Source organism: Ramlibacter agri, assembly GCF_012927085.1.
GTDB lineage: Bacteria > Pseudomonadota > Gammaproteobacteria > Burkholderiales > Burkholderiaceae_C > Ramlibacter > Ramlibacter agri.
In genome coordinates, this window is record NZ_JABBFX010000007.1 from 18,510 (window position 1) to 42,493 (window position 23,984).

The 23,984-nt window shown below is 68.5% G+C and carries 22 protein-coding genes and 1 pseudogene; 10 read left to right on the top strand and 13 right to left on the bottom strand.

The window, feature by feature from the left end:
• Positions 1 to 19: 19 nt before the first annotated feature.
• The 4 genes from HHL11_RS33780 to HHL11_RS34570 all read right to left on the bottom strand — a co-directional run bounded on the left by HHL11_RS33780 (position 20) and on the right by HHL11_RS34570 (position 3,612).
• Complete coding sequence (locus HHL11_RS33780; RefSeq protein ID WP_169423034.1) at positions 20 to 1,174, bottom strand: PilT/PilU family type 4a pilus ATPase; 1,155 nt, start codon at positions 1,172 to 1,174, stop codon at positions 20 to 22.
• Between the two features lie 24 nt (positions 1,175 to 1,198).
• Positions 1,199 to 2,023 (bottom strand): 2,3,4,5-tetrahydropyridine-2,6-dicarboxylate N-succinyltransferase, encoded by an 825-nt coding sequence (gene dapD, locus HHL11_RS33785; RefSeq protein WP_169423035.1) that lies wholly within the window; start codon positions 2,021 to 2,023, stop codon positions 1,199 to 1,201.
• Positions 2,020 to 3,222, bottom strand: a complete 1,203-nt coding sequence (dapC, locus tag HHL11_RS33790) for a succinyldiaminopimelate transaminase (RefSeq protein ID WP_169423036.1) — start codon at positions 3,220 to 3,222, stop codon at positions 2,020 to 2,022. Before dapC ends, dapD begins: the two co-directional genes overlap by 4 nt.
• 192 nt (positions 3,223 to 3,414) lie before the next feature.
• A complete protein-coding gene (locus tag HHL11_RS34570; RefSeq protein WP_240980549.1) occupies positions 3,415 to 3,612 on the bottom strand; it encodes a hypothetical protein in 198 nt (65 codons plus the stop codon).
• Here HHL11_RS34570 and HHL11_RS34965 point away from each other — a divergent pair.
• Both HHL11_RS34965 and HHL11_RS33800 read left to right on the top strand, forming a co-directional pair.
• A pseudogene (locus HHL11_RS34965) lies at positions 3,602 to 4,120 on the top strand (fatty acid desaturase); the annotation flags it as partial. The gene HHL11_RS34570 and the pseudogene HHL11_RS34965 sit on opposite strands and share 11 nt — an antisense overlap.
• Positions 4,119 to 4,334 carry a hypothetical protein gene (locus tag HHL11_RS33800; protein ID WP_169423037.1) on the top strand — a complete coding sequence of 72 codons (216 nt, stop codon included), beginning with the start codon at positions 4,119 to 4,121 and terminating at the stop codon, positions 4,332 to 4,334. The pseudogene HHL11_RS34965 and the gene HHL11_RS33800, both read left to right, overlap by 2 nt.
• Before the next feature lie 27 nt (positions 4,335 to 4,361).
• Here HHL11_RS33800 and HHL11_RS33805 read toward each other — a convergent pair whose 3' ends face one another.
• The 7 genes from HHL11_RS33805 to HHL11_RS33835 are packed head-to-tail and all read right to left on the bottom strand — an operon-like array spanning position 4,362 to position 10,775.
• Positions 4,362 to 5,048 (bottom strand): ABC transporter ATP-binding protein, encoded by a 687-nt coding sequence (locus tag HHL11_RS33805; protein WP_169423061.1) that lies wholly within the window; start codon positions 5,046 to 5,048, stop codon positions 4,362 to 4,364.
• A gap of 5 nt (positions 5,049 to 5,053) precedes the next feature.
• Entirely contained in the window at positions 5,054 to 5,755 is a 702-nt protein-coding gene (locus tag HHL11_RS33810; protein WP_169423038.1) for an ABC transporter ATP-binding protein, read from the bottom strand.
• A complete protein-coding gene (locus HHL11_RS33815; protein WP_169423039.1) occupies positions 5,752 to 6,681 on the bottom strand; it encodes a branched-chain amino acid ABC transporter permease in 930 nt (309 codons plus the stop codon). Before HHL11_RS33815 ends, HHL11_RS33810 begins: the two co-directional genes overlap by 4 nt.
• On the bottom strand, positions 6,678 to 7,592 hold the full coding sequence (locus HHL11_RS33820; protein ID WP_169423040.1) for a branched-chain amino acid ABC transporter permease: 915 nt from the start codon (positions 7,590 to 7,592) through the stop codon (positions 6,678 to 6,680). The genes HHL11_RS33815 and HHL11_RS33820 overlap by 4 nt, the downstream gene beginning before the upstream one ends.
• A complete protein-coding gene (locus HHL11_RS33825) occupies positions 7,589 to 8,773 on the bottom strand; it encodes an ABC transporter substrate-binding protein (RefSeq protein WP_169423041.1) in 1,185 nt (394 codons plus the stop codon). The genes HHL11_RS33820 and HHL11_RS33825 overlap by 4 nt, the downstream gene beginning before the upstream one ends.
• An 18-nt stretch (positions 8,774 to 8,791) precedes the next feature.
• Entirely contained in the window at positions 8,792 to 9,475 is a 684-nt protein-coding gene (locus HHL11_RS33830; protein ID WP_169423042.1) for an aromatic-ring-hydroxylating dioxygenase subunit beta, read from the bottom strand.
• Positions 9,476 to 9,485: 10 nt separating this feature from the next.
• Positions 9,486 to 10,775: an aromatic ring-hydroxylating oxygenase subunit alpha gene (locus tag HHL11_RS33835; protein ID WP_169423043.1), complete on the bottom strand. Its 1,290-nt coding sequence runs from the start codon at positions 10,773 to 10,775 to the stop codon at positions 9,486 to 9,488.
• A gap of 208 nt (positions 10,776 to 10,983) precedes the next feature.
• Between HHL11_RS33835 and HHL11_RS33840 the strand changes: the two genes are divergently transcribed.
• Positions 10,984 to 11,448, top strand: coding sequence for a hypothetical protein (locus HHL11_RS33840; protein ID WP_169423044.1), 465 nt, complete (start codon positions 10,984 to 10,986; stop codon positions 11,446 to 11,448).
• A gap of 3 nt (positions 11,449 to 11,451) precedes the next feature.
• Here HHL11_RS33840 and HHL11_RS33845 read toward each other — a convergent pair whose 3' ends face one another.
• On the bottom strand, positions 11,452 to 12,234 hold the full coding sequence (locus HHL11_RS33845) for a C40 family peptidase (protein WP_169423045.1): 783 nt from the start codon (positions 12,232 to 12,234) through the stop codon (positions 11,452 to 11,454).
• A 245-nt stretch (positions 12,235 to 12,479) separates the two neighbouring features.
• Between HHL11_RS33845 and smc the strand changes: the two genes are divergently transcribed.
• The 4 genes from smc to def all read left to right on the top strand — a co-directional run bounded on the left by smc (position 12,480) and on the right by def (position 19,713).
• Positions 12,480 to 15,992, top strand: coding sequence for a chromosome segregation protein SMC (gene smc, locus HHL11_RS33850; protein WP_169423046.1), 3,513 nt, complete (start codon positions 12,480 to 12,482; stop codon positions 15,990 to 15,992).
• Positions 15,989 to 17,029: a cell division protein FtsZ gene (locus HHL11_RS33855; protein WP_169423047.1), complete on the top strand. Its 1,041-nt coding sequence runs from the start codon at positions 15,989 to 15,991 to the stop codon at positions 17,027 to 17,029. The genes smc and HHL11_RS33855 overlap by 4 nt, the downstream gene beginning before the upstream one ends.
• A 70-nt stretch (positions 17,030 to 17,099) precedes the next feature.
• Complete coding sequence (gene ligA / locus HHL11_RS33860) at positions 17,100 to 19,151, top strand: NAD-dependent DNA ligase LigA (RefSeq protein ID WP_169423048.1); 2,052 nt, start codon at positions 17,100 to 17,102, stop codon at positions 19,149 to 19,151.
• Between the two features lie 22 nt (positions 19,152 to 19,173).
• Positions 19,174 to 19,713, top strand: coding sequence for a peptide deformylase (def, locus tag HHL11_RS33865; RefSeq protein ID WP_169423049.1), 540 nt, complete (start codon positions 19,174 to 19,176; stop codon positions 19,711 to 19,713).
• On the opposite strand, the gene HHL11_RS33870 is transcribed toward def, so the two are convergent.
• On the bottom strand, positions 19,710 to 20,060 hold the full coding sequence (locus HHL11_RS33870) for a hypothetical protein (protein WP_169423050.1): 351 nt from the start codon (positions 20,058 to 20,060) through the stop codon (positions 19,710 to 19,712). The two genes, def and HHL11_RS33870, sit on opposite strands and share 4 nt — an antisense overlap.
• Positions 20,061 to 20,581: 521 nt before the next feature.
• Between HHL11_RS33870 and HHL11_RS33875 the strand changes: the two genes are divergently transcribed.
• From HHL11_RS33875 to HHL11_RS33885, 3 genes are read left to right on the top strand one after another with little or no spacing between them, the layout of a single operon-like run.
• Complete coding sequence (locus HHL11_RS33875; protein WP_169423051.1) at positions 20,582 to 21,334, top strand: SDR family NAD(P)-dependent oxidoreductase; 753 nt, start codon at positions 20,582 to 20,584, stop codon at positions 21,332 to 21,334.
• Complete coding sequence (locus tag HHL11_RS33880) at positions 21,331 to 21,846, top strand: MaoC family dehydratase (protein ID WP_169423052.1); 516 nt, start codon at positions 21,331 to 21,333, stop codon at positions 21,844 to 21,846. Before HHL11_RS33875 ends, HHL11_RS33880 begins: the two co-directional genes overlap by 4 nt.
• A complete protein-coding gene (locus HHL11_RS33885) occupies positions 21,843 to 23,984 on the top strand; it encodes an acetate--CoA ligase family protein (RefSeq protein ID WP_169423053.1) in 2,142 nt (713 codons plus the stop codon). The genes HHL11_RS33880 and HHL11_RS33885 overlap by 4 nt, the downstream gene beginning before the upstream one ends.

The window sequence follows — 23,984 nt, forward strand, 5'->3', positions numbered from 1 at the left end:
GTAGTTTACGGGCGCATCCTCAATGCTTGACGTCGAGAGTGATCTCGGTGAACGACGGCTCGTCGTCGAGGTCGATGTCGGTGTCGCCGTCGTTGCCCATGGCCGTTGCGGCCGTCGCCTGGTTCTGCAGGCGCCATTGCAGGTTGGTGGGCGAGTCGGCGTAGGCCAGGCCTTCCTTCTTGTCCACCGTGCCGTCGAGGATGAGGCGCGCGATGTCCTGCTCGAAGGTCTGCGAGCCTTCGGCCATGGACTTTTCCATCGCCTCCTTCACGCCGGAGAAGTCGCCCTTCTCGATCAGCTCGGACACCAGCTTGGTGTTGAGCATCACCTCCACCGCCGGCGCGCGGCCGCCGTTGACGGTGCGCAGCAGGCGCTGCGACACGATGGCCTTCAGCGCCGCCGCCAGGTCGCCCAGCATCGTGGGCCGCACTTCGACGGGGTAGAAGGACAGCACCCGGTTCAGCGCCTGGTAGCTGTTGTTGGCGTGCATGGTCGCCAGGCACAGGTGGCCCGACTGCGCGTACGCGATGGCCGCGGACATGGTCTCGCGGTCGCGGATTTCGCCGATCAGGATGACGTCCGGCGCCTGCCGCAGCGCGTTCTTCAGCGCGGTCTGCAGCGACTGCGTGTCGCTGCCCACCTCGCGCTGGTTCACCACGCACTTCTTGTTCCTGAAGATGAACTCCACCGGGTCCTCGATGGTGAGGATGTGGCCGGTCGTGTTCTCGTTGCGGTGGTCCATCATCGCCGCCAGCGTGGTGGACTTGCCGGCGCCGGTGGAGCCCACCATCAGCAGCAGGCCGCGCTTTTCCATGATCAGCTCGCCGAGGATCATGGGCACGGAGAGCGAGCCCAGCGGCGGGATCTCGGTGGCGATGTAGCGGATGACGGCGGCGATGCTGCCGCGCTGGCGCATGGCGGAGAAGCGGAAATTGCCGGCGCCTTCCACGGCGTGGGCCATGTTCAGTTCACCGGTCTGGTCCAGTTCGTCCATGCGGTGCGCGGGCAGCACCTCGGCCAGCAGCGCGCGCGGCGCGTCGGCCGGCAACAACTGGTTGTTGATCGGCACGGCCTGGCCGTTGATCTTGATCATCGCCGGCGCGTTGGCCGACAGGTACACGTCGGATGCCTTCTTCTCGGACATCAGACGCAGGATCCGCTCCATCGTCCCCATGGACACTCCTTCCCCTTGCGGGCCTCAGTCTCGCAGAAGATCGTTGAGGCTGACCTTGGCGCGCGTCGCAGCCGTGACCTTCTTCACGATCACGGCGCAATACAGGCTGTGGCTGCCGTCCTTGGAGGGCAGGTTGCCGCTGACCACCACCGAGCCGGCCGGGACGCGGCCGTAGTGGATCTCGCCCGTTTCGCGGTCGTAGATCTTGGTGCTCTGGCCGATGTACACGCCCATGGAGATCACCGAGTTCTCCTCGACGATCACGCCTTCCACCACCTCGGAGCGGGCGCCGATGAAGCAGTTGTCCTCGATGATGGTCGGGTTGGCCTGCAGCGGCTCCAGCACGCCGCCGAGGCCCACGCCGCCGGAGAGGTGCACGTTCTTGCCGACCTGCGCGCAGGAACCGACGGTGGCCCAGGTGTCGACCATGGTGCCTTCGTCGACGTAGGCGCCGATGTTCACGTAGGAGGGCATCAGGATCGCGCCCTTGGCGATGAAGCTGCCGCGGCGGGCCACGGCCGGGGGCACCACGCGCACGCCGGTGGCGGCCATTTCCTCGGGAGTCAGGTGCGCGAACTTGGTCTGCACCTTGTCGAAGAAGGCCAGGTCGCCGGCCTTCATGACGACGTTGTCGTACAGGCGGAAGGACAGCAGCACCGCCTTCTTCACCCACTGGTGCACCGTCCACTTGCCCACGCCTTCGCGGGTGGCCACGCGCAGCTTGCCCGTGTTCAGCTCGGCGATCACGTGCTCCACCGCGTCGCGCACTTCCTTCGAAGCGGAGGTGGCGGAGATGGTGGCGCGGTTGTCCCACGCGGTGTCGATGATTTGCTGGAGCTGTTGGGTCATGGGGAGTTCTTCTTGACGAATTGGACGATGCGCTGCGCGGCTTCCAGGCATTCGGCGGTATCCGCCACCAGGGCCATGCGCACGCGCCCGGCGCCGGGGTTGAAGCCGCCCGCCTCGCGGGCCAGGTAGCTGCCCGGCAGCACGGTCACATTGTATTGAGCCAGGAGCTCGCGGGCGAAATCGGTGTCGCTTCCACGCACCCCGGCCCACAGATAGAAGCTGGCGTCGGGCAGCTTGACGTTCAGCACTTCCGCCAGCAGGGGCTCGACCTGCGCGAACTTGCGCCGGTACTGCTCGCGGTTGTCCACGACGTGAGCCTCGTCGTTCCAGGCGGCGATGCTGGCCTGCTGCACGATCGGGCTCATCGCGCTGCCGTGGTAGGTGCGATAGAGCAGGAACTGTTTCAGGATGTTCGCGTCACCGGCCACGAAGCCGCTGCGCATGCCCGGCACGTTGCTGCGCTTGGACAGGCTGGTGAAGGCCACCAGCTTGCGGAAATCGGTGCGACCCAGCTTGGCCGCCGCTTCCAGGCCGCCCAGCGGCGGCTCGTCGCGGAAGTAGATCTCGCTGTAGCACTCGTCGGAGGCGATGATGAAGCCGTACTTGTCCTGCAGGGCAAACAGCTTTTCCCACTCGGACAGCGGCATGACGGCGCCCGTGGGGTTGCCGGGAGAGCACACGAAGATCAGCTGCGTCTTCGCCCAGGTGGCCTCCGGCACGCTGTCCCAGTCCACCGCGAAATTGCGCTTCGGGTCGCTGGGCGCGTAGTACGGCTCGGCGCCGGCCAGCAGGGCCGCGCCTTCGTAGATCTGGTAGAACGGATTCGGGCAGACCACCACCGCCGGCCGGGTCGGGTCGATCACCGTCTGGGCAAAGGAGAACAGCGCCTCGCGCGAGCCGTTGACGGGCAGCACCTGCGTGGCCGCGTCCACCGGGAAGCCGTAGCGGCGTTGCAGCCAGCCGGCGCAGGCAGCGCGCAGTTCCGGCGTGCCGGCCGTGGGCGGGTAGCCGGTCAGGTCGTGGCCGGGCTGGTCCAGGGCCGCCACCAGGGCGTCCTTGATGAACTGGGGCGTGGGGTGCTTGGGCTCGCCGATGCCCAGGCTGATGGGCCGGTAGGCGGGGTTGGGCTGGACGCCTTCGAACAGTTCCCGCAGCCGCGCGAAGGGGTAGGGCTGCAGGCGGGACAACAAGGGGTTCATCCCCGGATTATCCCCGGGCCGGCAGCCACCCCGAATTGACGCGGGACTGGCCCGGCTTTCCAATAGCTCCATGGCTGCCGTCGACCTGCGTGCGAGCGACCTGCGCTTCCTGGCGCCGCTGGCGCTGCTCGCCCTTACGCTGAACGCAGCGCTGCACGACCCGCGTCATGCGGCTGTCGGCACCTTCGTGGTCTACATGCTGGTCGCCTCGCTGGAGGCGGCCTGGCCGGCGCTGGCCCGCTCGCCGGCGGCGGCGCGCCAGCCCTGGCTGCCTTGGCTGCTGCGGCTGCACGTGCCCCTGCAGTTGCTGCTGCTGGCGGCCGGCGCCTGGGCCGCAGCCCGCGTCGGCTGGCTGGCGGTGGCGGGCCTGGGGTATGCGGTGGGCTTCATCACCGGCGCGCAAGGCATCACTTTCGCCCACGAGCTGGGGCACGGCCGGCGGCGGGCCGACCGGGCACTGGCGTGGGTGCTGATGACGTCGGTCGGCTATCCGCAGTTCATGGTGGAGCACTACCGCGGACACCACGTGCGGGCGGCGACCTGGAGCGATCCCGCCTCGGCGCGTCCCGGCGAGAGCCTGTGGCGCTTCTTGCCGCGGACGGTGCTGGGGAGCACCCGGAGCGCGTGGCAGCTGGAGGCGCAGCGCCTCGCGCAGTTCGGTCGCGGGTGGATGCGCAGTCCCTTGCTGTGGGCGAGCGCCGTCTACGTGGGCGGCTTGCTGCTGCTGGCGGTGGCCGGCCAGTGGCACGCGCTGGTGTTCTGGCTCGTGCAATCGGCTTTCGCGGTCTGGCTGCTGGAGACCGTCAACTACATCGAGCACTACGGCTTGCAGCGCGCCATCGGGCCCGACGGCCGGCCCGAGCCCTTCGGCGTGGCGCACGCGTGGAACACCGATCATGTCCTCAGCAACAGCCTGCTGGCCAACCTGCAGCGCCATTCGGACCACCACATGCACGCCCTGGAAGCCGTTCCCGGAGCTCGAGCCCTTGCCGGGCGCGCAGTTGCCCACGGGCTATTCGGGTTGCCTGCTGCTGGCGACCATGCCTCCGCTCTGGTTCGCGGTCATGCACCCGCGCATGCGCGCAACGACCGAGCCGGTGGCGGCCCTGTAGGCTGGGTTGCGCGCCAGCGCACCCCAGCTAGATCCCGAGGTAGCGGGTCCAGAGCGCCCGGTCGGCGGAAAGTGCCTGCGACGTCCCTGTCCACACGACACGTCCTTTCTCCAGGATCACGTGCCGGTCCGCCAACCCCACCAGCCGCTGCACGTACTTGTCGATCACCAGCATCGAATGCCCGCCATCGCGCAGCACGCCCAGCACGCGCCAGATCTCCTCGCGCACCAGCGGCGCGAGCCCTTCGCTGGCCTCGTCCAGGATCAACAGCCGCGGATTGGTGGCCAGCGCGCGCGCCATGGCCAGCATCTGCTGCTCGCCCCCGGACAGCTGGTCGCCGCGGTGGCCGCGCCGCTCGGCCAGCCGCGGAAACAAGTCCCAGAGCTTGTCCGGCGTCCACGGGCCGGGGCGGGTGAAGGCCTCCAGGTGTTCCCGCACCGAAAGATTCGGAAAGACCTGGCGCCCCTCCGGAACCAGCGCGATGCCGCGACGGGCCACCTCGTGCGCGGGCCGGCCCGCGATCGGCTCGCCCAGGAAAGCCACGCCGCCGGACCAGGGTGGCAGCAACTGCATCACCGCGTTCACCAGCGTCGTCTTGCCCATGCCGTTGCGTCCCAGCAGGCCCACGATCTCGCCCGCGCGGAGCTCGAGATCGACGTCGAACAGCACCTGGCTGCGGCCATAGCCGGCGTTCAGGCCGCGCACGGCGAGCAGTTCGTTCATGCGGCCTCGCCCAGGTAGGCGGCCAGCACCCGCGGGTCGCTGCGCACCTGCGCCGGCGGCCCGCTCGCGATCACGGCGCCGCCCACCAGCACCGACACACGATCGGCCAGCCGGAACACCGCTTCCACGTCGTGCTCGATCAGCAATACGGCGCATTCGCCGCGCAGGGCCGCGATGCGCTCGCCCATGGCCAGCGACTCCTGCGCGCCGAGGCCGGCCATCGGTTCGTCCAGCAGCAGCAGGCGGGGCCGCGTCGCCAGCGCCAGCGCCACTTCCAGCGCGCGCTGCTCCCCGTGCGAGAGTTCATCGACTTGCACGGCGCCGCGCCCTTCCAGCCCGGCCCGGGCGAGGAGTCCGGGCGGAACGGCGGCGCCGCAGGCCACGCCCGCGAACGCCAGGTGTTCGGCCACCGTGAGGCTGTGGAACAGGCGCGTCACCTGGAAAGAGCGGACCAGCCCGCGGCGCGCACGCGCGTGCATGGTCGCGTGCGTGATGTCCGCGCCGGCGAAACGGATGGTCCCCGCTTCGCTGCGCAGTTCGCCGGCCAGCTGTGCCACCAGTGTCGTCTTGCCGGCGCCGTTGGGGCCGATCAGCGCGTGGATCTCGCCCGCCCGCACCTCCAGGTCCACGCCGTCGGTGACGACCAGCGCGCCGAACTGCTTGCGCAGGCCCCGCACTTGCAGTAGCGCCTCGCTCATTCGCGCCTCCGCACGAGGCCGGCCAGGCCGCGCGGCGCGAACAGCACCACGGCCAGCAGCACCCAGCCCGTCCAGAAGGACCAGTACCCGGTGTACGCGGCCAGCACCTCCTCCAGCAGCAGCAAGGCGAGCGCGCCGGCGACGCCGCCCCACAGGCTGCCCGCGCCGCCCAGGATCACCATCACCAGCAAGGTGCCGGACTGGGTCCAGTGCAGGTTGTTGGGGCTGACGTAGCCCTGCAGGTTGGCGCCGAGCGCGCCGGCCACGCCCGCGACCAGGCCCGCCATCACGAAGATGCAGAGCTTCCAGCGGAAGGTGGGCAGGCCCAGCGCCTCGGCGCGCAGTTCGTCGTCGCGCAAGGCCCGCACGGCGAGGCCCGCGCGCGAGCGTGCAAACAAGGCCAGCCCTGCGAGGCAGGCCGCCAGCACGGCAAGCGCCGTGTAGTACAGGACCATGCCATCGGGCAGGTCCGCACCGAACGGCAGCAGCACGCGCGAGCGCAGGCGCAGGCCTTCGTCGCCGCCCCAGCCCTTCATCGAGTTGGCGAGGTAGAACAGCATCTGCGCGAAGGCCAGCGTGATCATGATGAAGTAGACGCCGCGGGTCCGCAGCGACACCGCGCCGATGGCCAGCGCGGCGAGGCCCGTGACGGCCAGCGTCACCAGCAGGTGCAGCGCGAGCGACTGCTGTCCTTCCGACAGCAGCACGGCGCTGGCATAGCTGCCCAGGCCGAAGAAGGCGGCATGCCCCAGCGACACCATGCCGGCATAACCGAGCAGCAGGTTGAGGCTGGTCGCGGCGATCGCGTAGACCAGGATGCGGCTGGCCAGGCTCAGGTAGAAGTCCGCCCCGGCAGCGCGCAACACCCAGGGCAGGGCGAGGGCGGCGGCCCATGCAGCGCCGGCCAGCAGCGCGCGGCCCCTCATCGGCCCCGCACCGGCCACAGGCCCTGGGGACGCCAAAGCAGGATGCCGGCCATCAGCAGGTACATGGCGACCGAAGCCAGCGCGGGCCCGGCGGCGCTGGACCACTGCGGCGGCAGCCAGATGTGCAGGCCCCGCTGCAGCAAGGTGCGTCCCAGCGTGTCGACCACGCCTACCAGCAAGGCGCCGAGCAGCGCGCCGCGGATCGAGCCGACGCCGCCGATGACGACGACCATGAAAGCCGGGATCAGGATGTTCTCGCCCATGCCCACCTGCACCGCCAGCAGTGGCCCGAGCAGGCAGCCGGCTACCGCGCACAGTGCCGCACCGAAGGCGAAGACCGCCGTGAACAGGCGCGGCACGTTCACGCCCATGGCGCTGCTCATGCGGCGGTTGGAGGCGCCCGCGCGCACCAGCGCGCCGACCCGCGTCTTCTCGACCAGCAGGTACAGCAGCAAGGCGAGCAGCAGGCCCACCGCGATGATCAGCAGCCGCCAGGCCGGGTATTGCAGTCCCAGGGGCAGGGCGACCGGCCCGGCCAGGGCTTCGGGCGCCGACAGGGGAAGGTCGGAGCCGAACACCATCTTCATCGCGTCGTTCAGCACGAGGATCAAGGCGAAGGTGGCCAGCACCTGCGACAGGTGGTCGCGCGCGTAGAGGCTGCGCAGGAGACCGAGTTCCAGCACCACGGCCACCAGCGCGGTCACGATCACCGCGCCCGGCAAAGCCAGCCAGAAGGAACCCGTGATCGGCACGAGCCACGCAGCGACGAAGGCGCCCACCATGTACAGCGAACCATGGGCCAGGTTGATCAGGTCCATCACGCCGAACACGATGGTCAGCCCGGCGGCGAGCAGGAACAGCATCAGGCCGTATTGAAGGCCGTTGAGCCCCTGCTCGAGGAACAAGGTCATTTCGCCATCTTGCACTGCTGCACGTAGGCGTCGCCGTGGTTGCGCAATATGGGTTCGCTGAAGGACTTGTTGACCAGCCCGCCCTTGCCGTCGCTGCCGATGGTGCGCACGTAGTAATCCTGGATCGGGTACTGGTTGGTGTTGAACTTGAAAGCGCCGCGCACCGACTCGAAGCGGGCGGCGCGCAGTGCGTTGCGCACGGCCTGGCGGTCCTCGAGGCGGCCCTTGACGTCGCGCACGGCCGCGTCGATCAGCAGCGCCGTGTCGTAGCCCTGCGACGCATACAGGGTCGGCAGCCGCTTGTATTCCTTCTGGAACTCGGCGACGAACTTGCGGTTGGCCGCGTTGTCCATGTCGGGTGACCAGTGCGCGGTGTTGAAGAGGCCCGCCATCGGCGCGCCGATCGCGCTGATGATGTCCTGGTCGGCGCTGAAGCCGGGCAGCAGCAGCATGGTGTCCTTGGACAGGCCCGAGCCGACGAACTGCTTGATGAAGTTGATGCCCATGCCCCCGGGCAGGAAGACGTACACCGCCTGCGGCCTGGCGGCGCGGATCTGCGCCAGTTCGGCCGCGTAATCCAGCTGGCCGAGCTGCGAATAGACCTCGCCGGCGATGTCGCCCTTGAAGGTGCGCTTGAAGCCGGCCAGCGAGTCCTTGCCCGCCTGGTAGTTGGGCGCAAGCAGGAACACGTTCTTCAGCGAGCGCTGGTTGGCGAACGCGCCCGCGGCCTCGTGGTAGGCGTCGTTGGGCCAGCTCGCCGCGAAGAAGAGGGGGTTGCAGTCCTTGCCCGCCATCGAGGAGGGCGCGGCGTTCGGGCTGATGTAGAGGACGTTGTTGTCGACCGCTTCCGGCAGCGCCGCCAGCATGATGTTGGAGAACACCACGCCGGTCATGAAGTCGACCTTGTCGCGCTTCACGTAGCGCTCGAACAGCTGCCGGCCCGTGTCGGGCTTGAACTGGTCGTCGGCCACCAGCACTTCGGCCGGCAGGCCGCCCAGCTTGCCGCCATGCAGCTTGACGGCGAGATTGAAGCCGTCGCGGATGTCCACGCCCAGGGCCGCGTTCGGCCCCGAGAGCGTGCTGACGAAGCCCACCTTCACCCGGTCGGCCGCCTGGGCCAGGCCTGCGGCGGCCAGCCCGAAGAGGCCGGCCGCCACGACTTTCCAGCGAACATCACCCATGGTCTGCTCCTCGTGTGGTCAAACCCAGATCTGCAGCACGTAGTCGAAAGGCGCCTGGCTGTTGAACAGGTCCACGCGCTGCAGCTTGATGCGAAGCTGTCCCTGGGCGTCGCGCACCAGGTGGTGGCGGTAGCGGCCGCCGAAGTGGCGGATCTCGTCGCGCCGCAGCTCCATCATGTGGAAGCGCGAGCGCACGACGAGCTCGCGGCCGTCATCCGATTCGAGCGTGACGTGGCTCACGAGGTGGCTGGTCTCCCAGTCCGGCGCCTGCGACCACGCGTTGGGGTGGCTGACACGGCCCTTGCGGATCTCCATCATCGGCTTGTCCTCGGCGAAGATCGACGGCGAGCCTTCCCAATCGGTCTGCTGCGGGGTCACCGGCATCCAGTACACGCCGTCGTCGGCGAACAGGTCGATGTACGCCTGCCAGTACTTGCCATCCAGCAGTTCGGCCTGGCCGTACAGCAATTGCTCCACCTGGCGCTGCAGGTCGGCGCCGGCGGCCAGCGGTGCGGCCGGCAGCGCTTCTGCCGTGCGCTGCGGAGCGCCTACGCCCAGCTGCGGTGCGCGCGGCGAATGGTCCGGCGCAACGGACTGCGCGCCGGTGGCCGCCTGCGCCCCGGCTTCGATGACGACGTCCTGCGCCAGCAGGTGCTCGAAGTCCGGGCCGGCGCTGGGGATCGCTGCTTGCTTGCTGTCCATCGCGTTCTCCTCAGGCGCCCATGTACCGGGACCAGGCCCGGAACTGGTTGCGCATCACGGCTTCGGAGGTTCCGTGGTTGGAGTAGATGACGCCGTTGTCCTCGCGGTCGTCGCCGTACCAGCGGTGGAAGCTGACCCAATCCATGCCCTTGGACTCCAGGCCGCGCTGGCCCTTCGTCCAGTTCTCCAGGTCGTCGGCGTTGATCATCGTGGCCGGCGAGTTCACCAGGTTGTAGTACCAGAGGCTGCGCCGGTAGATGGCCTCGGGCGCGCCCTTCAGCCGGAAATGCCAGATCTCCGACAGCGTCTTGTCCGCCGAGATCGGCCGCATGCAGCGCAATTGCTGCAGCGGGCTCTGCACCGAGAGGTAGGGGTACACCAGCACGTGGTGGATGCTGCGCGAGAGGTATTCCTCCATCTTCTCCTTGCCGTAGGCCCGTTCCAGCAGCGCCTCGTACTCGCGCGTGTCGGGGTCGGCGGGCCGCAGGCCCATGTAGGCCTTGAGGATGCCGTGGCCGCGCGGGAAGTTGATGGTCTGCACCTTGTCCCACTGGTCGAAGTTGGAAGCGAAGGCGGACAGGTAGTGGTAGTACAGCGGCACCGCTTCGCCCTGCGCCTTCAGCCGCTTCTCGACGCGGCCGGCGGCGATGCCGGTGGACTGGTGGGTGACGGAAGGATGCAGCGCATCGAGCTGGTTCTCCATGAAGAACTTCCAGTTCGAATGCTGGATGACGCGGTGGCAGATGGGCACGACTTCCACCTCGCCCTCCGGCGAGCGGTCGCACATGTCGTCGAAGGCCACCTTCGCTTCGCCGAGGAATTCTGAAAGCGTCGGCCCTTCGTCCACCAGGCAAGCGAAGACGAAGCCGCGGTAGCTGTCCACGCGCGCGGCGCGGCGCATCGAGCAATCGGGGTTGTCGCGCGTCATTCGCGTGTTCTCGTACCCCGCCGCCAGCGGGATGGCGCGCACGCTGCCATCCAGGTGGAAGCTCCACGCGTGGTAGGAGCAGACGAGGGCGCTGCCGGTGTTGCCCTGCCGGTTGCCGATGACCTGCACGCCGCGGTGCGGGCAGCGGTTGTAGAGGACCGAGATGCCCCCATCGGGCTGCCGCACCATCAGCATGGGCTGGCGGCCGATGGTGACGGCGTAGTAGTCGCCGGGCGCCTTCACCTGCGACTCGTGGCCGCAGTACACCCAGATGCGCTCGAAGATGTTCTCCATCTCGGCGTCGAAGATCGCCGGGTCCGTGTACACGCTGCGGTGCACGCGGTCCGGTTCGACGAGGCGGCTGACGTCCATCGGCATCCCTCCTGGTTCGGCTGGGCCGAATCTAGGGCAATTCGAGGCGCGTGGATAGCTGGGACAAGCGCGCTGGACGGGCTGCCGGTATCGCGGCGCGATACCAGCGGTAACCGGCCCGGCTACATGCGCAAGGAGTCCTGGTGTTCCGGGGGCGCACTCGCCACAGTGCGCCGCACAGGCATCTGCCTGGACCACCTGGATATCCATGAAGCTCGATTCCCGCACCGTCGTCCACGCCACCCAATGGGCCGCCGTGCTGCTCGCCGGCGCGGCGCTTGCCGGCTGCTACGTCGTCCCGACGCAGCCGATGCCGCCGACCTCGCCGGTCGCCGGCCCCACCGCCGTGACGCCGGCCACGCCGCCGGCGCCCGTCGTCTTCACCGCGCGGCTGTACCCCGCCAACGACCTGGCGGCGCAGTACGGCATCGTGGCTGCCTCGGTGACCAACGACCTCAATGGGCGCGGCTACTTCACCACCGCCATCGGTGGCGAGGCCTTCTCCGGCGAGGCCACGCGCGTGGCGGGATCGGCCCGCGACGGCCAGGCAAGCGGTGCGGGCAACCGCGGCAGCTTCATGAGCTGCCGCTACACGATGAACACGTCGACGCTGGGCAGCGGGAGCTGCCGGCTGAACAACGGCGCCGTGTTCAGCATGCACGTCGGCGGCTGAACCTCAGGCGATCGCCGTCTCGTCCGGCGGCGGCGGGTCCGCCTGGTACTTGAGGTGCCCGACGTACTGCAGCGCCTGCAGGCTGCGCACCGAAGGCACGTCGCCTTCGCGCATGTGCAGCAGGTCCGCCGGACTCAGGAAGCGCGGGTCGGCCTCGGTGAGGGGCAGGCCCGCGCGCCGGTACGCCTCCAGCACGAACTGCGAACAGAAGAAGCGGTCGCTGCTGCCCAGCCCGAGCTGCACGGCGCCCACGCCCCGGACGCACAGGTCGCGCATCGGCGCGGGCGCGAGCGGCAGCTCGCACAGGCGCCGCTCGATCGAGAAGGGCGCCTGCAGCATCACGCCGACCACGTTGTAGCGGGTGCCGACCGTCTCGCCGACGAAGGCGCGCATCTTGTCGATGTGCTCGGGGCGCAGGCCCGGGTGGCGAAAGGCCGCCACCGTGGATTCCTCCGCGAGCAGCGCTTCGACCGAGCGGCGGCGGATGCCTTCGCCCACGGCCTCGGCCACCTGCGCGTCGCCCACGTACAGCGAGGCATGGCTCACCGGCGACACGGTCAGCAGGCGGATGCCCGCGGACGTGAGCCCGTTGGCCGCCGACAGCACGATGTCGCCCGGGCGCAGCGCGCCCACGCCTATGGAGGGCACGCCGTCGACGGGCGTGAAACCGGGGTTCTGCACCTGCAGGCGCGGCAAGTGCTGGGGACTCGGTTCGGCGAAGCGGGTGGCGCATCCCGCCAGCAAGGCGAGCGGCGCGGCGGCCAGGAGGCGGCGGCGGGACGGCATGGCGGCCGATTCTAGAAAGACGTGGCGCGCGCGACCATGGCACCGTTGTTCCGGCGCGTCGGCCGGACCCGGCAACACTTGGTCCGGGGTCGCGCTGCCCGTGGACGGCGGTGTTACCGCGTCCAACGGCCAGCCGAACATGGGGTGAAACCCCGTTACAAGCGCCCCACGCGCGCCAAGGGGAGGGGGGCACCCGCACGGTATCATCCCCGGTCAATTCGAGTCAGTCTCAGAGGCAGGGGACCGTGCGCCTTAATTCGATCAAGCTTTCCGGGTTCAAATCCTTTGCCGAGCCCACCAATTTCATGCTGCCCGGGCAGCTGGTGGGCGTGGTCGGACCGAACGGCTGCGGCAAGTCCAACATCATGGACGCCGTGCGCTGGGTGCTGGGCGAGTCCAAGGCCAGCGAGCTGCGTGGCGAGTCCATGCAGGACGTCATCTTCAACGGCACCACCAGCCGCAAGCCGGCCAGCCGCTCCAGCGTGGAACTGGTGTTCGACAACGCCGACCACCGCGCCGGCGGCCAGTGGAGCCAGTTCGCGGAGATCGCCGTCAAGCGCGTGCTGACGCGCGACGGCACCAGCAGCTACTACATCAACAACCAGCCGGTGCGCCGGCGCGACGTGCAGGACGTGTTCCTCGGCACCGGCCTGGGCCCGCGCGCCTACGCCATCATCGGCCAGGGCACGATCAGCCGGATCATCGAATCCAAGCCGGAGGAGCTGCGCCTGTTCCTGGAAGAGGCGGCGGGCGTCTCCAAGTACAAGGAGCGCCGCCGCGAGACCGAGAACCGGCTGACGGACACGCGCGAGAACCTCACGCGGGTCGAAGACATCCTGCGCGAGCTGAACGCCAACCTGGAAAAGCTGGAGAAGCAGGCCGAGGTGGCCGCGCGCTACAACCAGCTGCAGGCTGACGTCACGCTCAAGCAGCACCAGCTGTGGTACCTGAAGCGCGCCGAGGCCGAGGCCGACCAGGCCCGCATCAAGGCCGATGCCGACAAGGCGGTCAACGACCTCGAGTCGCGCGTCGCCGACCTGCGCCGCATCGAGAACGAGCTGGAAACCATCCGCCAGGCGCACTACGCCGCCGGCGACCAGGTGAACCAGGCCCAGGGCCAGCTGTACGAAGCCAGCGCCGAAGTGGGCCGGCTGGAGGCGGAGATCCGCTTCGTGGTCGAAGGCCGCCAGCGCGCCGAACAGCGCCTCGTGCAGCTGAAGGAGCAGGCCGCGCAGTGGTCCACCCGCAAGGAAGAAGCGGAAGCCGAAACCGAAAACCTGGCCGCGATGGGCATGGAGGCGGAAGAAAAAGCCGCCTTGCTGGCCGCCCAGGTCGAAGAACAGGACCTGCAACTGCCCGACCTGGAAGATGCCGTGCGGCAGGCGCAGACGCGCTCCAGCGAGCAGCGCGGCGCCGTCACCCAGGTGCAGCAGCAGATCCAGGTGCTGGCCGCCGACCAGCGCAACATCGAGGAACAGTCGCGCCAGCTCAATCAGCGGCGCGAGCGCCTCGTGGCCGACAAGAACGCGCTGGCCGCGCCCGACGAACAGCGCCTGGTCAACCTGCAGCAGCAGCTGGCCGCGGCGCAGGAGCAGGCCGAAACCTCCGACGCCCGCCTGCACGAACTGCAGGACCAGGTGCCGCAGCTGGACGAAGACCGGCGCACCAGGCAGCAGGACGTCAACGCCCAGGGCGCACGCCAGGCCGACCTGTCGGCGCGCATGGAAGCGCTGAAGGCCCTGCAGGAAAAGGTCCGCACCGACGGCAAGCTGCAACCCTGGCTGGCCAAGCACGGCCTGGGCGGGCTGCAAGGCCTGTGGACCAAGATCCACATCGAGCAGGGCTGGGAAAACGCACTGGAAGCGGCGCTGCGCGAACGCATGAACGCGCTGGACGTCTCGCGCCTGGACATGGTGCGGGCCTTCGCGAGCGATGCGCCGCCGGCCAAGCTGGCCTTCTACCACGCGCCCCAGGCCGCCGCGCCGGAAGGCGCCACCGCGCTGCCGCGCCTGGCCGACCTGCTGCGCCTGAACGATGCCGGCCTGAAGGCGCTGCTGGCCGACTGGCTGCATGGCTGCTACACGGCCACTTCGCTGGAAGATGCACTGGCCGCCCGCGACAAGCTGCAGGCCGGCGAGGCGATCTACGTGGCGTCCGGCCATGCGGTCACGCCGCACAGCGTCAGCTTCTACGCGCAGGACTCCGAGCAGGCCGGCCTGCTGGCCCGCCAGCAGGAGATCGAGAACCTCGAGAAGCAACTGCGCGCGCAGGCCCTCATCACCGAGGAAGCGCGCACCGCCCTGATCCGCGCCGAAGCCGCGTACAGCGACGCCTCGCAGCGCCTGACGGTGGCGCGCCGCGAAGCCGCCGAATCGCAGGGCCGCGCCCACGAACTGCAGGTGGAAAACCTGCGCCTCACGCAGCTGGCCGAACAGACCCGCGCCCGCAGCGAGCAGATCGCCGGCGACATGGCCGAACTGGACGCGCTGCTGGAGGAACTGCAGGAGCGCCGCGTGGCGGCCGAGGGCCGCTTCGAGGAGCTGGACATGCAGCTGGCCGACAGCCAGGAGCGCCACGCCCAGCTGGACGAACGCGTGATCGAGTCCGAGCGCAAGCTGGCCGAGGCGCGCGAGCAGCACCGCAGCCTGGAACGCCAGGCGCAGGAAGCGACCTTCGCGCAGCGCGCGCTGGAAGCGCGCAAGGGCGAGCTGCAGCGCTCCATCGAGACGGCCACGCAGCAGGCGGGCTCCATCGCCGGCGAAGAAGAACGGGCCCAGGCCGAACTCTCGCGCCTGACCGACGCCGCTGCCCAGGCCGGCCTGCAAAGCGCGCTGGAACTGAAGTCCGAGCGCGAGCAGGTGCTGGGCGCCAAGCGCAGCGAATACGACGACCTCACCGCCAAGCTGCGCGCCTCCGACGAGCGCCGGCTGCAGCTGGAGCGCGAGCTGGACCCGCTGCGCCAGCGCATCACCGAGATGCAGCTGAAGGAACAGGCTGCGCGCCTGGGCCTGGAGCAGTACGAGCAGTTGCTGACAGACGCGCAGGCCAACCTGGAAGCCGTGGGCAAGTCGATCGAGGACAACAAGGTGCGCCTGCAGGGCCTGCAGTCGGAGATCGACCGCATCCATCGCGAGGTGCAGGCGCTGGGCGCCGTGAACCTGGCTGCGCTGGAAGAACTGAGCACGGCGCGCGAACGCAAGCAGTTCCTGGACGCGCAGTCCAAGGACCTGAACGAAGCGATGACGACGCTGGAAGACGCCATCAAGAAGATCGACGGCGAGACGCGCGAGCTCCTGGCCAGCACCTTCAACACCGTCAACGAGCACTTCGGCCGCATGTTCCCCGAGCTGTTCGGCGGCGGCAACGCCAAGCTGATGATGACGGGCGAGGAGATCCTCGACTCCGGCGTCCAGGTGATGGCGCAGCCCCCGGGCAAGAAGAACCAGACCATCCACCTGCTGTCGGGCGGCGAGAAGGCGCTGACCGCCATTGCATTGGTCTTCGCCATCTTCCAGCTGAACCCGGCGCCTTTCTGCCTGCTGGACGAGGTGGACGCGCCGCTGGACGACGCCAACACGGAGCGCTACGCCAAGCTGGTGAGTGCCATGAGCAAGGAAACGCAGTTCCTCTTCATCAGCCACAACAAGATCGCGATGGAGATGGCCGAACAGCTGATCGGCGTGACCATGCAGGAGCAGGGCGTCTCGCGCATCGTGGCGGTGGACATGGAATCCGCCGTGTCGATGGCCGAAGCATGAGCGGTTTCACCGTCGGCCTGGCCATCATCGGCGGGCTCGTGCTCGCCGGCCTGGTGGCCTGGAACGCCTGGACCACGCGGCGCAACACGCCGCGCCAGCCGGACGTCCCCACCACCGTGCTCGCCACCGTGCCGCTGGAGCCGCAGGAGCGCAGCGAACCGGTGCTGCACCCGGAGCCGGACGAAGACCTGGCGCCGCTGCCGCAGCCGGAGCGCAAACCGCGGCTGGACGCCCTCATCGACGTGCTGGCGGCCATCGCGATCGACACCTTGGTGACCGGCGAAGCCGCCATGGCGGCCCTGCCGACCACGCGCCGCGCCGGCAGCAAGCCTTTCGCCATCGAAGGCCGCAACGACGCGAGCGGCGAGTGGGAGACACCGCGGGCGAACCAGCGCTATGCCGCCTTCCAGGCCGGCGTGCAGCTGGCCAACCGCAACGGCGCGCTGAACGACATCGAGTTCTCCGAATTCGTGATGAAGACCCAGGCCTTCGCCGATGCCATCAACGGCGCGCCGGAGTTTCCCGAGATGCGCGACGAAGTGGGCCGCGCGCGCGAGCTGGACCAGTTCGCGAGCACCCATGACGCCCAGCTGAGCTTCACCCTGCGCGCGCGCCAGGCGGCCTGGAGCCCGGGCTACGTGCAACAGCACGCGTCGCGCCAGGGCTTCGTCGCCGGCGCCATCCCGGGCCGCATGGTGCTGCCGGCCACGCAGCCGGGCCAGCCGGCGGTGCTGGGGCTGTCCTTCTCGACCCAGGCGGCCCTGTCGGAGGATCCCGCACACTCGGCCATCCGCGACCTGACGCTGTCGCTGGACGTGCCGCAGGTGTCGCGCATCGAACAGCCCTTCGTGCGCATGCGCGATACGGCCATTGCCCTGGCCGCCGCCATGGACGGCATGATCACCGACGACGACGGCCGCGTGATTCCGGTGGAAGCGCTGGACCGCATCGGCGCGGACCTCGAGCATCTGTACGACACGCTGGAAGCGCGCGACCTGTCGGCCGGCTCGCCGCAGGCGCGACGGCTTTTCAGCTGACGTTTCGGAGCGGTGCGCAGCAAGCTGCGCACCCTACGATGGCCGCCACGAGCGAGGCACAATCTCTTCCATGTCGATCCCGCCCCGCGACCAGGAACGCGCCGACGCGCTGCGCGAACTGCTGCACCACCACGCCCACCAGTACTACGTCCTCGACACGCCCGAGATTCCGGACGCCGAATACGACAAGCTGTTCCGCGAACTGCAGGAGCTGGAGGAAAAGTATCCGGCCCTTCGCACCCCCGATTCGCCGACGCAGCGCGTCGGCGGCGCCATCGCCGAAGGCTTTGCCAAGGTCCGCCACAAGGTGCCGATGCTCTCCATCCGCACCGAGACCGACATCGAAGCCACCGGCGCGCAGAACTTCGACGGGCGCGTGCGCCGCGAGCTGGAATCGAAAGAGGGCGACCCGCCGGTCGAATACGTCGCCGAACTGAAGTTCGACGGCCTGGCCATCAACCTGCGCTACGAGCGCGGCGTGCTGGTGCAGGCCGCCACGCGCGGCGACGGCGAGATCGGCGAGGACGTGACGCAGAACATCCGGACCATCGGGCAGATTCCGCTCAAGCTCAAAGGCAAGGATTTCCCGCCGGTGCTCGAAGTGCGCGGCGAGGTCTACATGCGCCGCGACGACTTCGAGGCGCTGAACGAATCGCAGCGCGAGAAGATCGCCAAGGGTGCGAAGAACGAGAAGACCTTCGTCAACCCGCGCAATGCCGCGGCCGGCGCCGTGCGGCAGCTGGATCCGGCCATTGCGCGGCAGCGGCCCCTGAGCTTCTATGCCTATGGCTGGGGCGAGATCGAGGACGGACCGGCCTTCGAGACGCACTACCAGGTGCTGCAGGCGATGAAGGCCTGGGGCCTGCCGGTGTCCGATCGCACCGTCATCGCGCACGGCGCCGAGGACCTGGTCAAGTACCACCAGGCCGTGGGCCAGGCGCGCGACAGCCTGCCTTTCGACATCGACGGCGTCGTCTACAAGGTGAACCCGCTTGCGCTGCAGAGGCAGCTGGGTTTCGTCACGCGCGAACCGCGCTGGGCGGTGGCGCACAAGTTCCCGGCGCAGGAGCAGCTGACGACGGTGGAGTCCATCGACATCCAGGTCGGCCGCACGGGCAAGCTGACGCCCGTCGCCAAGCTCGCGCCGGTTTTCGTCGGCGGCGTGACCGTCACCAATGCCACGCTGCACAACGAGGACGAGGTGCGGCGCAAGGACGTGCGCATCGGCGACACGGTGATCGTGCGCCGCGCCGGCGACGTGATCCCTGAAGTGGTGGCCGTGGTGCCGGAGAAGCGCGTGGCCGGCGCGCAGGAGTTCGTCATGCCGCACACCTGCCCGGTGTGCGGTTCGGCGGCGGTGCGCGAGGAGGGCGAGGCCGACTATCGCTGTACCGGCGGGCTGTTCTGCGGCGCGCAGCGCAAGCAGGCCATCCTGCACTTCGCGCAGCGCCGCGCGATGGACATCGAGGGCCTAGGCGAGAAGCTGGTGGACCAGGTGGTGGAGGCGAGCGTCGTGAAGGTGCTGCCGGACCTCTATCGGCTCGGCCTCGCGAACCTCGTCGCGCTGGAGCGCATGGGCGAGAAGTCGGCCCAGAACCTGCTGGCCGGCCTGGAGAAATCCAAGGCCGCGACCCTGCCGCGCTTCCTGTTCGGGCTGGGCATCCGCCACGTCGGCGAATCGACGGCGCGCGACCTGGCGCGGCATTTCGGCAAGCTGGATTCCATCATGGACGCCAGCGTGGAGCAGCTGCTGCAGGTGCCGGACGTCGGTCCCATCGTCGCCGAAAGCCTGCATGCCTTCTTCCAGCAGCCGCACAACCGCGAGGTGATCGAGCAGCTGCGCGCCTGCGGCGTGCATTGGGAGGAGAGCGAGCCGGTGGCGCAGGCGCCCAAGCCGCTGTCCGGCAAGACGGTGGTCCTGACCGGCACCTTGCCCACGCTGAGCCGCGACGAGGCCAAGGACCTGCTGGAAGCCGCCGGCGCCAAGGTGGCGGGCTCCGTCAGCAAGAAGACCGACTACGTGGTCGCGGGTGCGGAAGCCGGCAGCAAGCTGGACAAGGCCCGCGAGCTGGGCGTGGCGGTGCTGGACGAAGACGGGCTGCGCCAACTGCTCGCGTCCTGAGGCGCGGCGGTATGCTCGCCGCATGACCGTTCGCGAAATCCTGAAGATGGGCGATCCGCGCCTGCTGCGCGTGGCGCAGCCCGTGCGCGCCTTCGACACGCCTCAGCTGGCGCAGCTCATTGCCGACATGCAGGACACCATGGCCGCCGCCAATGGCGCCGGCCTGGCCGCGCCGCAGATCGGCGTCGACCTGCAGCTGGTGATCTTCGGCACGGACGCGCCGAACCCGCGCTATCCTGATGCGCCAGTGGTGCCGCGCACCGTGCTGCTCAACCCGGTGATCACGCCGCTGGCCGGCGAGGAGGAGGAAGACTGGGAAGGCTGCCTCTCCGTGCCCGGCCTGCGCGCGATGGTGCCGCGCTGGCGGCGGATCCGCTACACCGGCGTCGACCCGCAGGGCCAGCCGATCGCCCGCGAGGCCGAGGGCTTCCACGCCCGCGTGGTGCAGCACGAATGCGACCACCTGGTGGGCAAGCTGTACCCGATGCGGGTGCGCGACTTCACGAAGTTCGGCTTCACCGAAGTGCTGTTCCCCGGGCTGGACGCGCCGGCCGACGACTAGAACTGTCCCTTCTGGGTGCCCTCGGCCCAGGCCGCCGGCTGCGGGGCCCAGGTGCCCGCACCCAGCACCACGGCGGCCAGTTCCTGCAGGCCGGCGCCCAGCACCGCGCGCGCGGCCTGTTCGCCGCCGTCCTCGCGTTGCGCCAGCCGGCAGAAGCCGGCCAGCATCTCGTAGTCCTTGTCCAGCAAGGACACCAGCAGCCTGGCCAGTTCGTAGCTGAGAGGCTGGCCATCGTCGGGCCGCAGGAAGGACTTGCCGGCCCAGAACTCCTGGATCGTCGCCTCCGTCCAGAAGTGTCCGAACAGGTATTGCAGTTCGATGGGGCGATAGCGCGGGCGCGCCGGCACAGCGATGTTCCGTGTTCACTGCCAGGCCTTCGTTCAGCCTGGCGGGAAGGGGGCACCTTTCTGGCGGGCAGCGTAGCGGAGCCGTCTCCTCCGAGGCGTCACGCCTACGCTGCCGGCGGGCGGCAGATTCGCACTGCAGCAGCTTCCCCACGAGATCGGCGAAGCTCGCCCCGGCCATTGGGTGGCCAGGCAGACCATCTTCAGTTCCTCGCATAGGGCGGCGAATGCCTTGGCGGTCGCGTGCACTCGTGCGCCAGCGACCTCTGGCGTGAGTTTCATGCCGGCGGCGTCCGAGCTGGCCACCTTATGAGGAGTGGAGTTCAAGGGGCGACCGATGTTGACGCGTGATGCGCCGGACCACGTCCTCATAGTGAACGCCTTCTTCGTGGACGTTTGACGCCCCTGGATTGAAAGGCCCCACGGCCCGCTGGGACAGAGTTGCCATTGCCTTGCCAGGCATCTAGACTGCAGCCTATCGAATATTTATTCGAAATATCGAATGTCATTTTGGAGATGCAGGAATGGACCTGGGGTTGAAGGACAGGGTCGTGCTGATTACCGGGGGCGGCCGGGGTATCGGTCGGTCAACCGCGCTCGCGTTTGCGGCAGAAGGCGCCCATGTCGCTGTGCTGGACACCGATAGCGACGCCGCGGAAGCGGTCATGCAAGAAGTCCGCGCGACCGGCCTGCGCGGGGTCGCACAGCGTTGTGACATCACGAGCGCGGAGGACGTCGGCTGCGCGATTGGATCGGTCATGGAACAGTTCGGTCGGGTCGACGTTCTGGTCAACAACGCGGGGATCTCGCGCGACGCGACTCTGCTGAAGATGAAGGAAAGCGACTGGGATCTCGTCATGGACGTGAACCTGAAGGGCACCTTCCACGTCACGCGCGCGGTGCTCCAGCAGATGAAGGACCGCCGCTGGGGCCGCGTCATCAACATCGGCTCACGTTCGATGTTCGGCAATTTCGGGCAGACCAGCTACACGGCCTCGAAGATGGCCATCGTGGGCTTCACGCGTTCGCTGTCCTTGGAGCAGGCTCGCAACGGCATCACGGTCAACACCGTCGCCCCGGGCTTCATCGAGACGGAAGGCATCAAGAGCCACGTCAACTACCCCTCGCTGCGCGAGGTCGCCATTGGCAAGAACCCCGTCGGTTTCCTGGGCGCACCCGAGGACATCGCCAACACGGTCGCGTACCTCGCTTCCGAGCAGGCCCGCTACATCACTGGAACGACGGTGTTCGTCACGGGCGGGCGGTTCTCGTCATGACCGAACTGTCCCGCTCCGCTGCCGCCGTCCGCGATGTCCAAGCGCTCAAGCTGTACTGGGAAGACCTGCCGGTCGGCTATATGTTCGAGACGCCAGCCCGCACGATCACGGAGGCAGACGTCGTCGCCTTTGCCGCGCTGACGGGCGACTTCAACCGCCTGCATGTCGACGTCGAGTTCGCAAAGTCCAGCTTCTTTGGGCAGCGTCTTGCCCACGGGTTGCTGGTTGCATCGGTCAGCGTCGGACTTGCCACTCGCACCTTGGTTCACCAGCTGATCGAAAACACCGCCATCTCCGTTCTGGAGAACAAGCTGCAATTCCTGAAGCCGACCTTCATCGGCGACACCATCCGGACAAGGATCGATGTGACAGAAGCGCGTCCCACCCGCAACCCCGAGCGCGGCGTCCTGGTGTTCAGGCGCCGGACCATCAACCAGCGCGACGAAGCGGTGATCGAGGCGACGGTGCCTTATCTCATCCAGCGCCGACCGACCGAAGGCGGAGTCGCATGAACCGGGCTCAAGGCCAATTTTCCGACCTGTCGCACCTGGTCCTGCCACGTTCCATCGCGCTGATCGGTGCATCGGATCGCGCGGACAGCGTAGGCGGCCGCACGCTGGACAACCTGCTGGCCCACTCCAGCTACCAGGGAAAGCTGCACCTGGTGAACCCGACGCGTTCGCAGGTCCGCGGCATGGCCTGCCATCCTTCTGTGAAGGATGTAGGCACGCCGGTGGACGTCGCCATCGTGGCGGTCAAGGCAGACAGCGTCCTGCCGGCCCTGGAGGAATCTGCCGCCCTCGGCACGAAGTTCGCGATGGTCCTGACCTCCGGGTTCGGCGAGGTCGGAGAAGAGGGCCGTCGCGCGGAGGCGCGCATGGCGGAGCTCGCGCGCAGCAGCGGCATGCGCATCTATGGCCCGAACTGCCCGGGGCTGAACAACATCAATGCGCGACTGGGGATGACCTTCTCCCCGGCATATCGCTTCGACCAGATGCCGGGGCCCATCGGGCTGGCGACGCAAGGCGGCGGCATGGGCCGCACGATCATCCAGGCGATGGCCCGCGGAATCGGCACCGGCCTGTGGTTCTCCGCCGGCAATGAGGTGGATCTGGAGGTGAGCGACTTCGTCCACTACATGGCAACGGCCGATGACATCAAGGTCATCGCAACCACGCTGGAAGGTGTGCGCAACGGTCCGCGCTTCCTGGAGGCGTGCCAGCACGCGGCCCGGCATGGCAAGCCGATCGTGGCGATGAAGATCGGCAAATCCGAATACGGCATGAAGGCGGCCCAGTCGCACACGGCGGCAATCACCGGATCGGCGGAAGTGAACAGCGCCGTGTTCCGCGAGCTGGGTGTGACCGAGGTCGAAGACGTCGATGAGCTCGTCGATGTCGCGGCACTGCTGGCACGAGGCCTGCCGACGGGCCGTGAGAAGGTCGCGGTGTTCTGCTATTCCGGCGGAACCGCCGCCCTGGCCGCCGACAAGGTGGGCCAGGCGGGCCTGGAGCTTGCCAGCTTCACGGACGCCACCACTGCAACCTTGCAATCGCAACTGCCCCCCTATGCAGCCATCTCCAACCCGGTGGACACGACCGCGGTGGTCCTCACTGACCCGGAGATCGGCTATGCGTCGCTCAAGGCAGTGGCGCAGGATCCGAACGTCGGCGCCGTCATCTATCCCATCCCCTTCGACTACGGCGAAGTGACGACCACGGCGGCCAGGAGTGCGGTCCGCGTCCAGCAGGAGGTGGACAAGCCGATCGTGATGGTCTGGATGAGCGACAAGTTGGGCGACGGCTACCCCGTGCTGGTGGAAGGCGGCATCGTCCCGGCGCGATCGGTGGAGAACGCCGTCAAGGCAGTCCAGCGCTACCTCGAACGCGGCGCGTGGCAGTCGTCGCATGATGCGGCTTGGCGGCCTGGGGCATTAGCCGGTAAGCCGGAAGTTGCCCACATGGGTGATTCGCAGCCGACTCCGGTGCGAGAGCACGAGGCCAAGGCCAGGCTCAAGTCCGCCGGCATCCGTGTGCCCCGCTCGCGCTTCGTCGCGCAGCAGCAGGATGTGGCGAAGGCGTTCTCCGAACTGGAAGCGCCGGTGGTCGCCATCAAGATCGTCAGTCCGACGATCACCCACAAGTCAGACGTCGGCGGCGTGCTGCTGGGCATCCGCACGGCAGACGCTGCGGTGGCAGCCTTCGAAGAAATGATGCGCACGGTCGCCCAGGCGGCGCCCGGGCACGCCCTGGAAGGCGTGTTGCTGGAGGAGATGCTGGAGGGCCCGTTCGCCGAAGTGGTCATCGGCGTTCACCGGGATCCTGTGTTCGGCCATGTCTGCACCTTCGGGCTCGGCGGGATCGCCATCGAGCTGTTCAAGGACGTCAGCCGCCGGCTGCTGCCGCTCACGCCGCAAAGGGCGCGTGCCATGGTCGAAGAGACCCGCTGCGTGCGGCTGCTCAAGGGCTTCCGGGGCAAGCCGGCCACGGACATCGATGCCCTGGTCGATGCCCTGGTGTCCGTGAGCACCTTGGTGACGACGACACCAGGCATCGAGGAACTCGAGATCAATCCCCTGGCGGTCTTGCCGCAAGGCGGCGGCGTCGTCGCGCTGGATGCCGTCCTGAACCTTGGAAACGACAAGCAATGA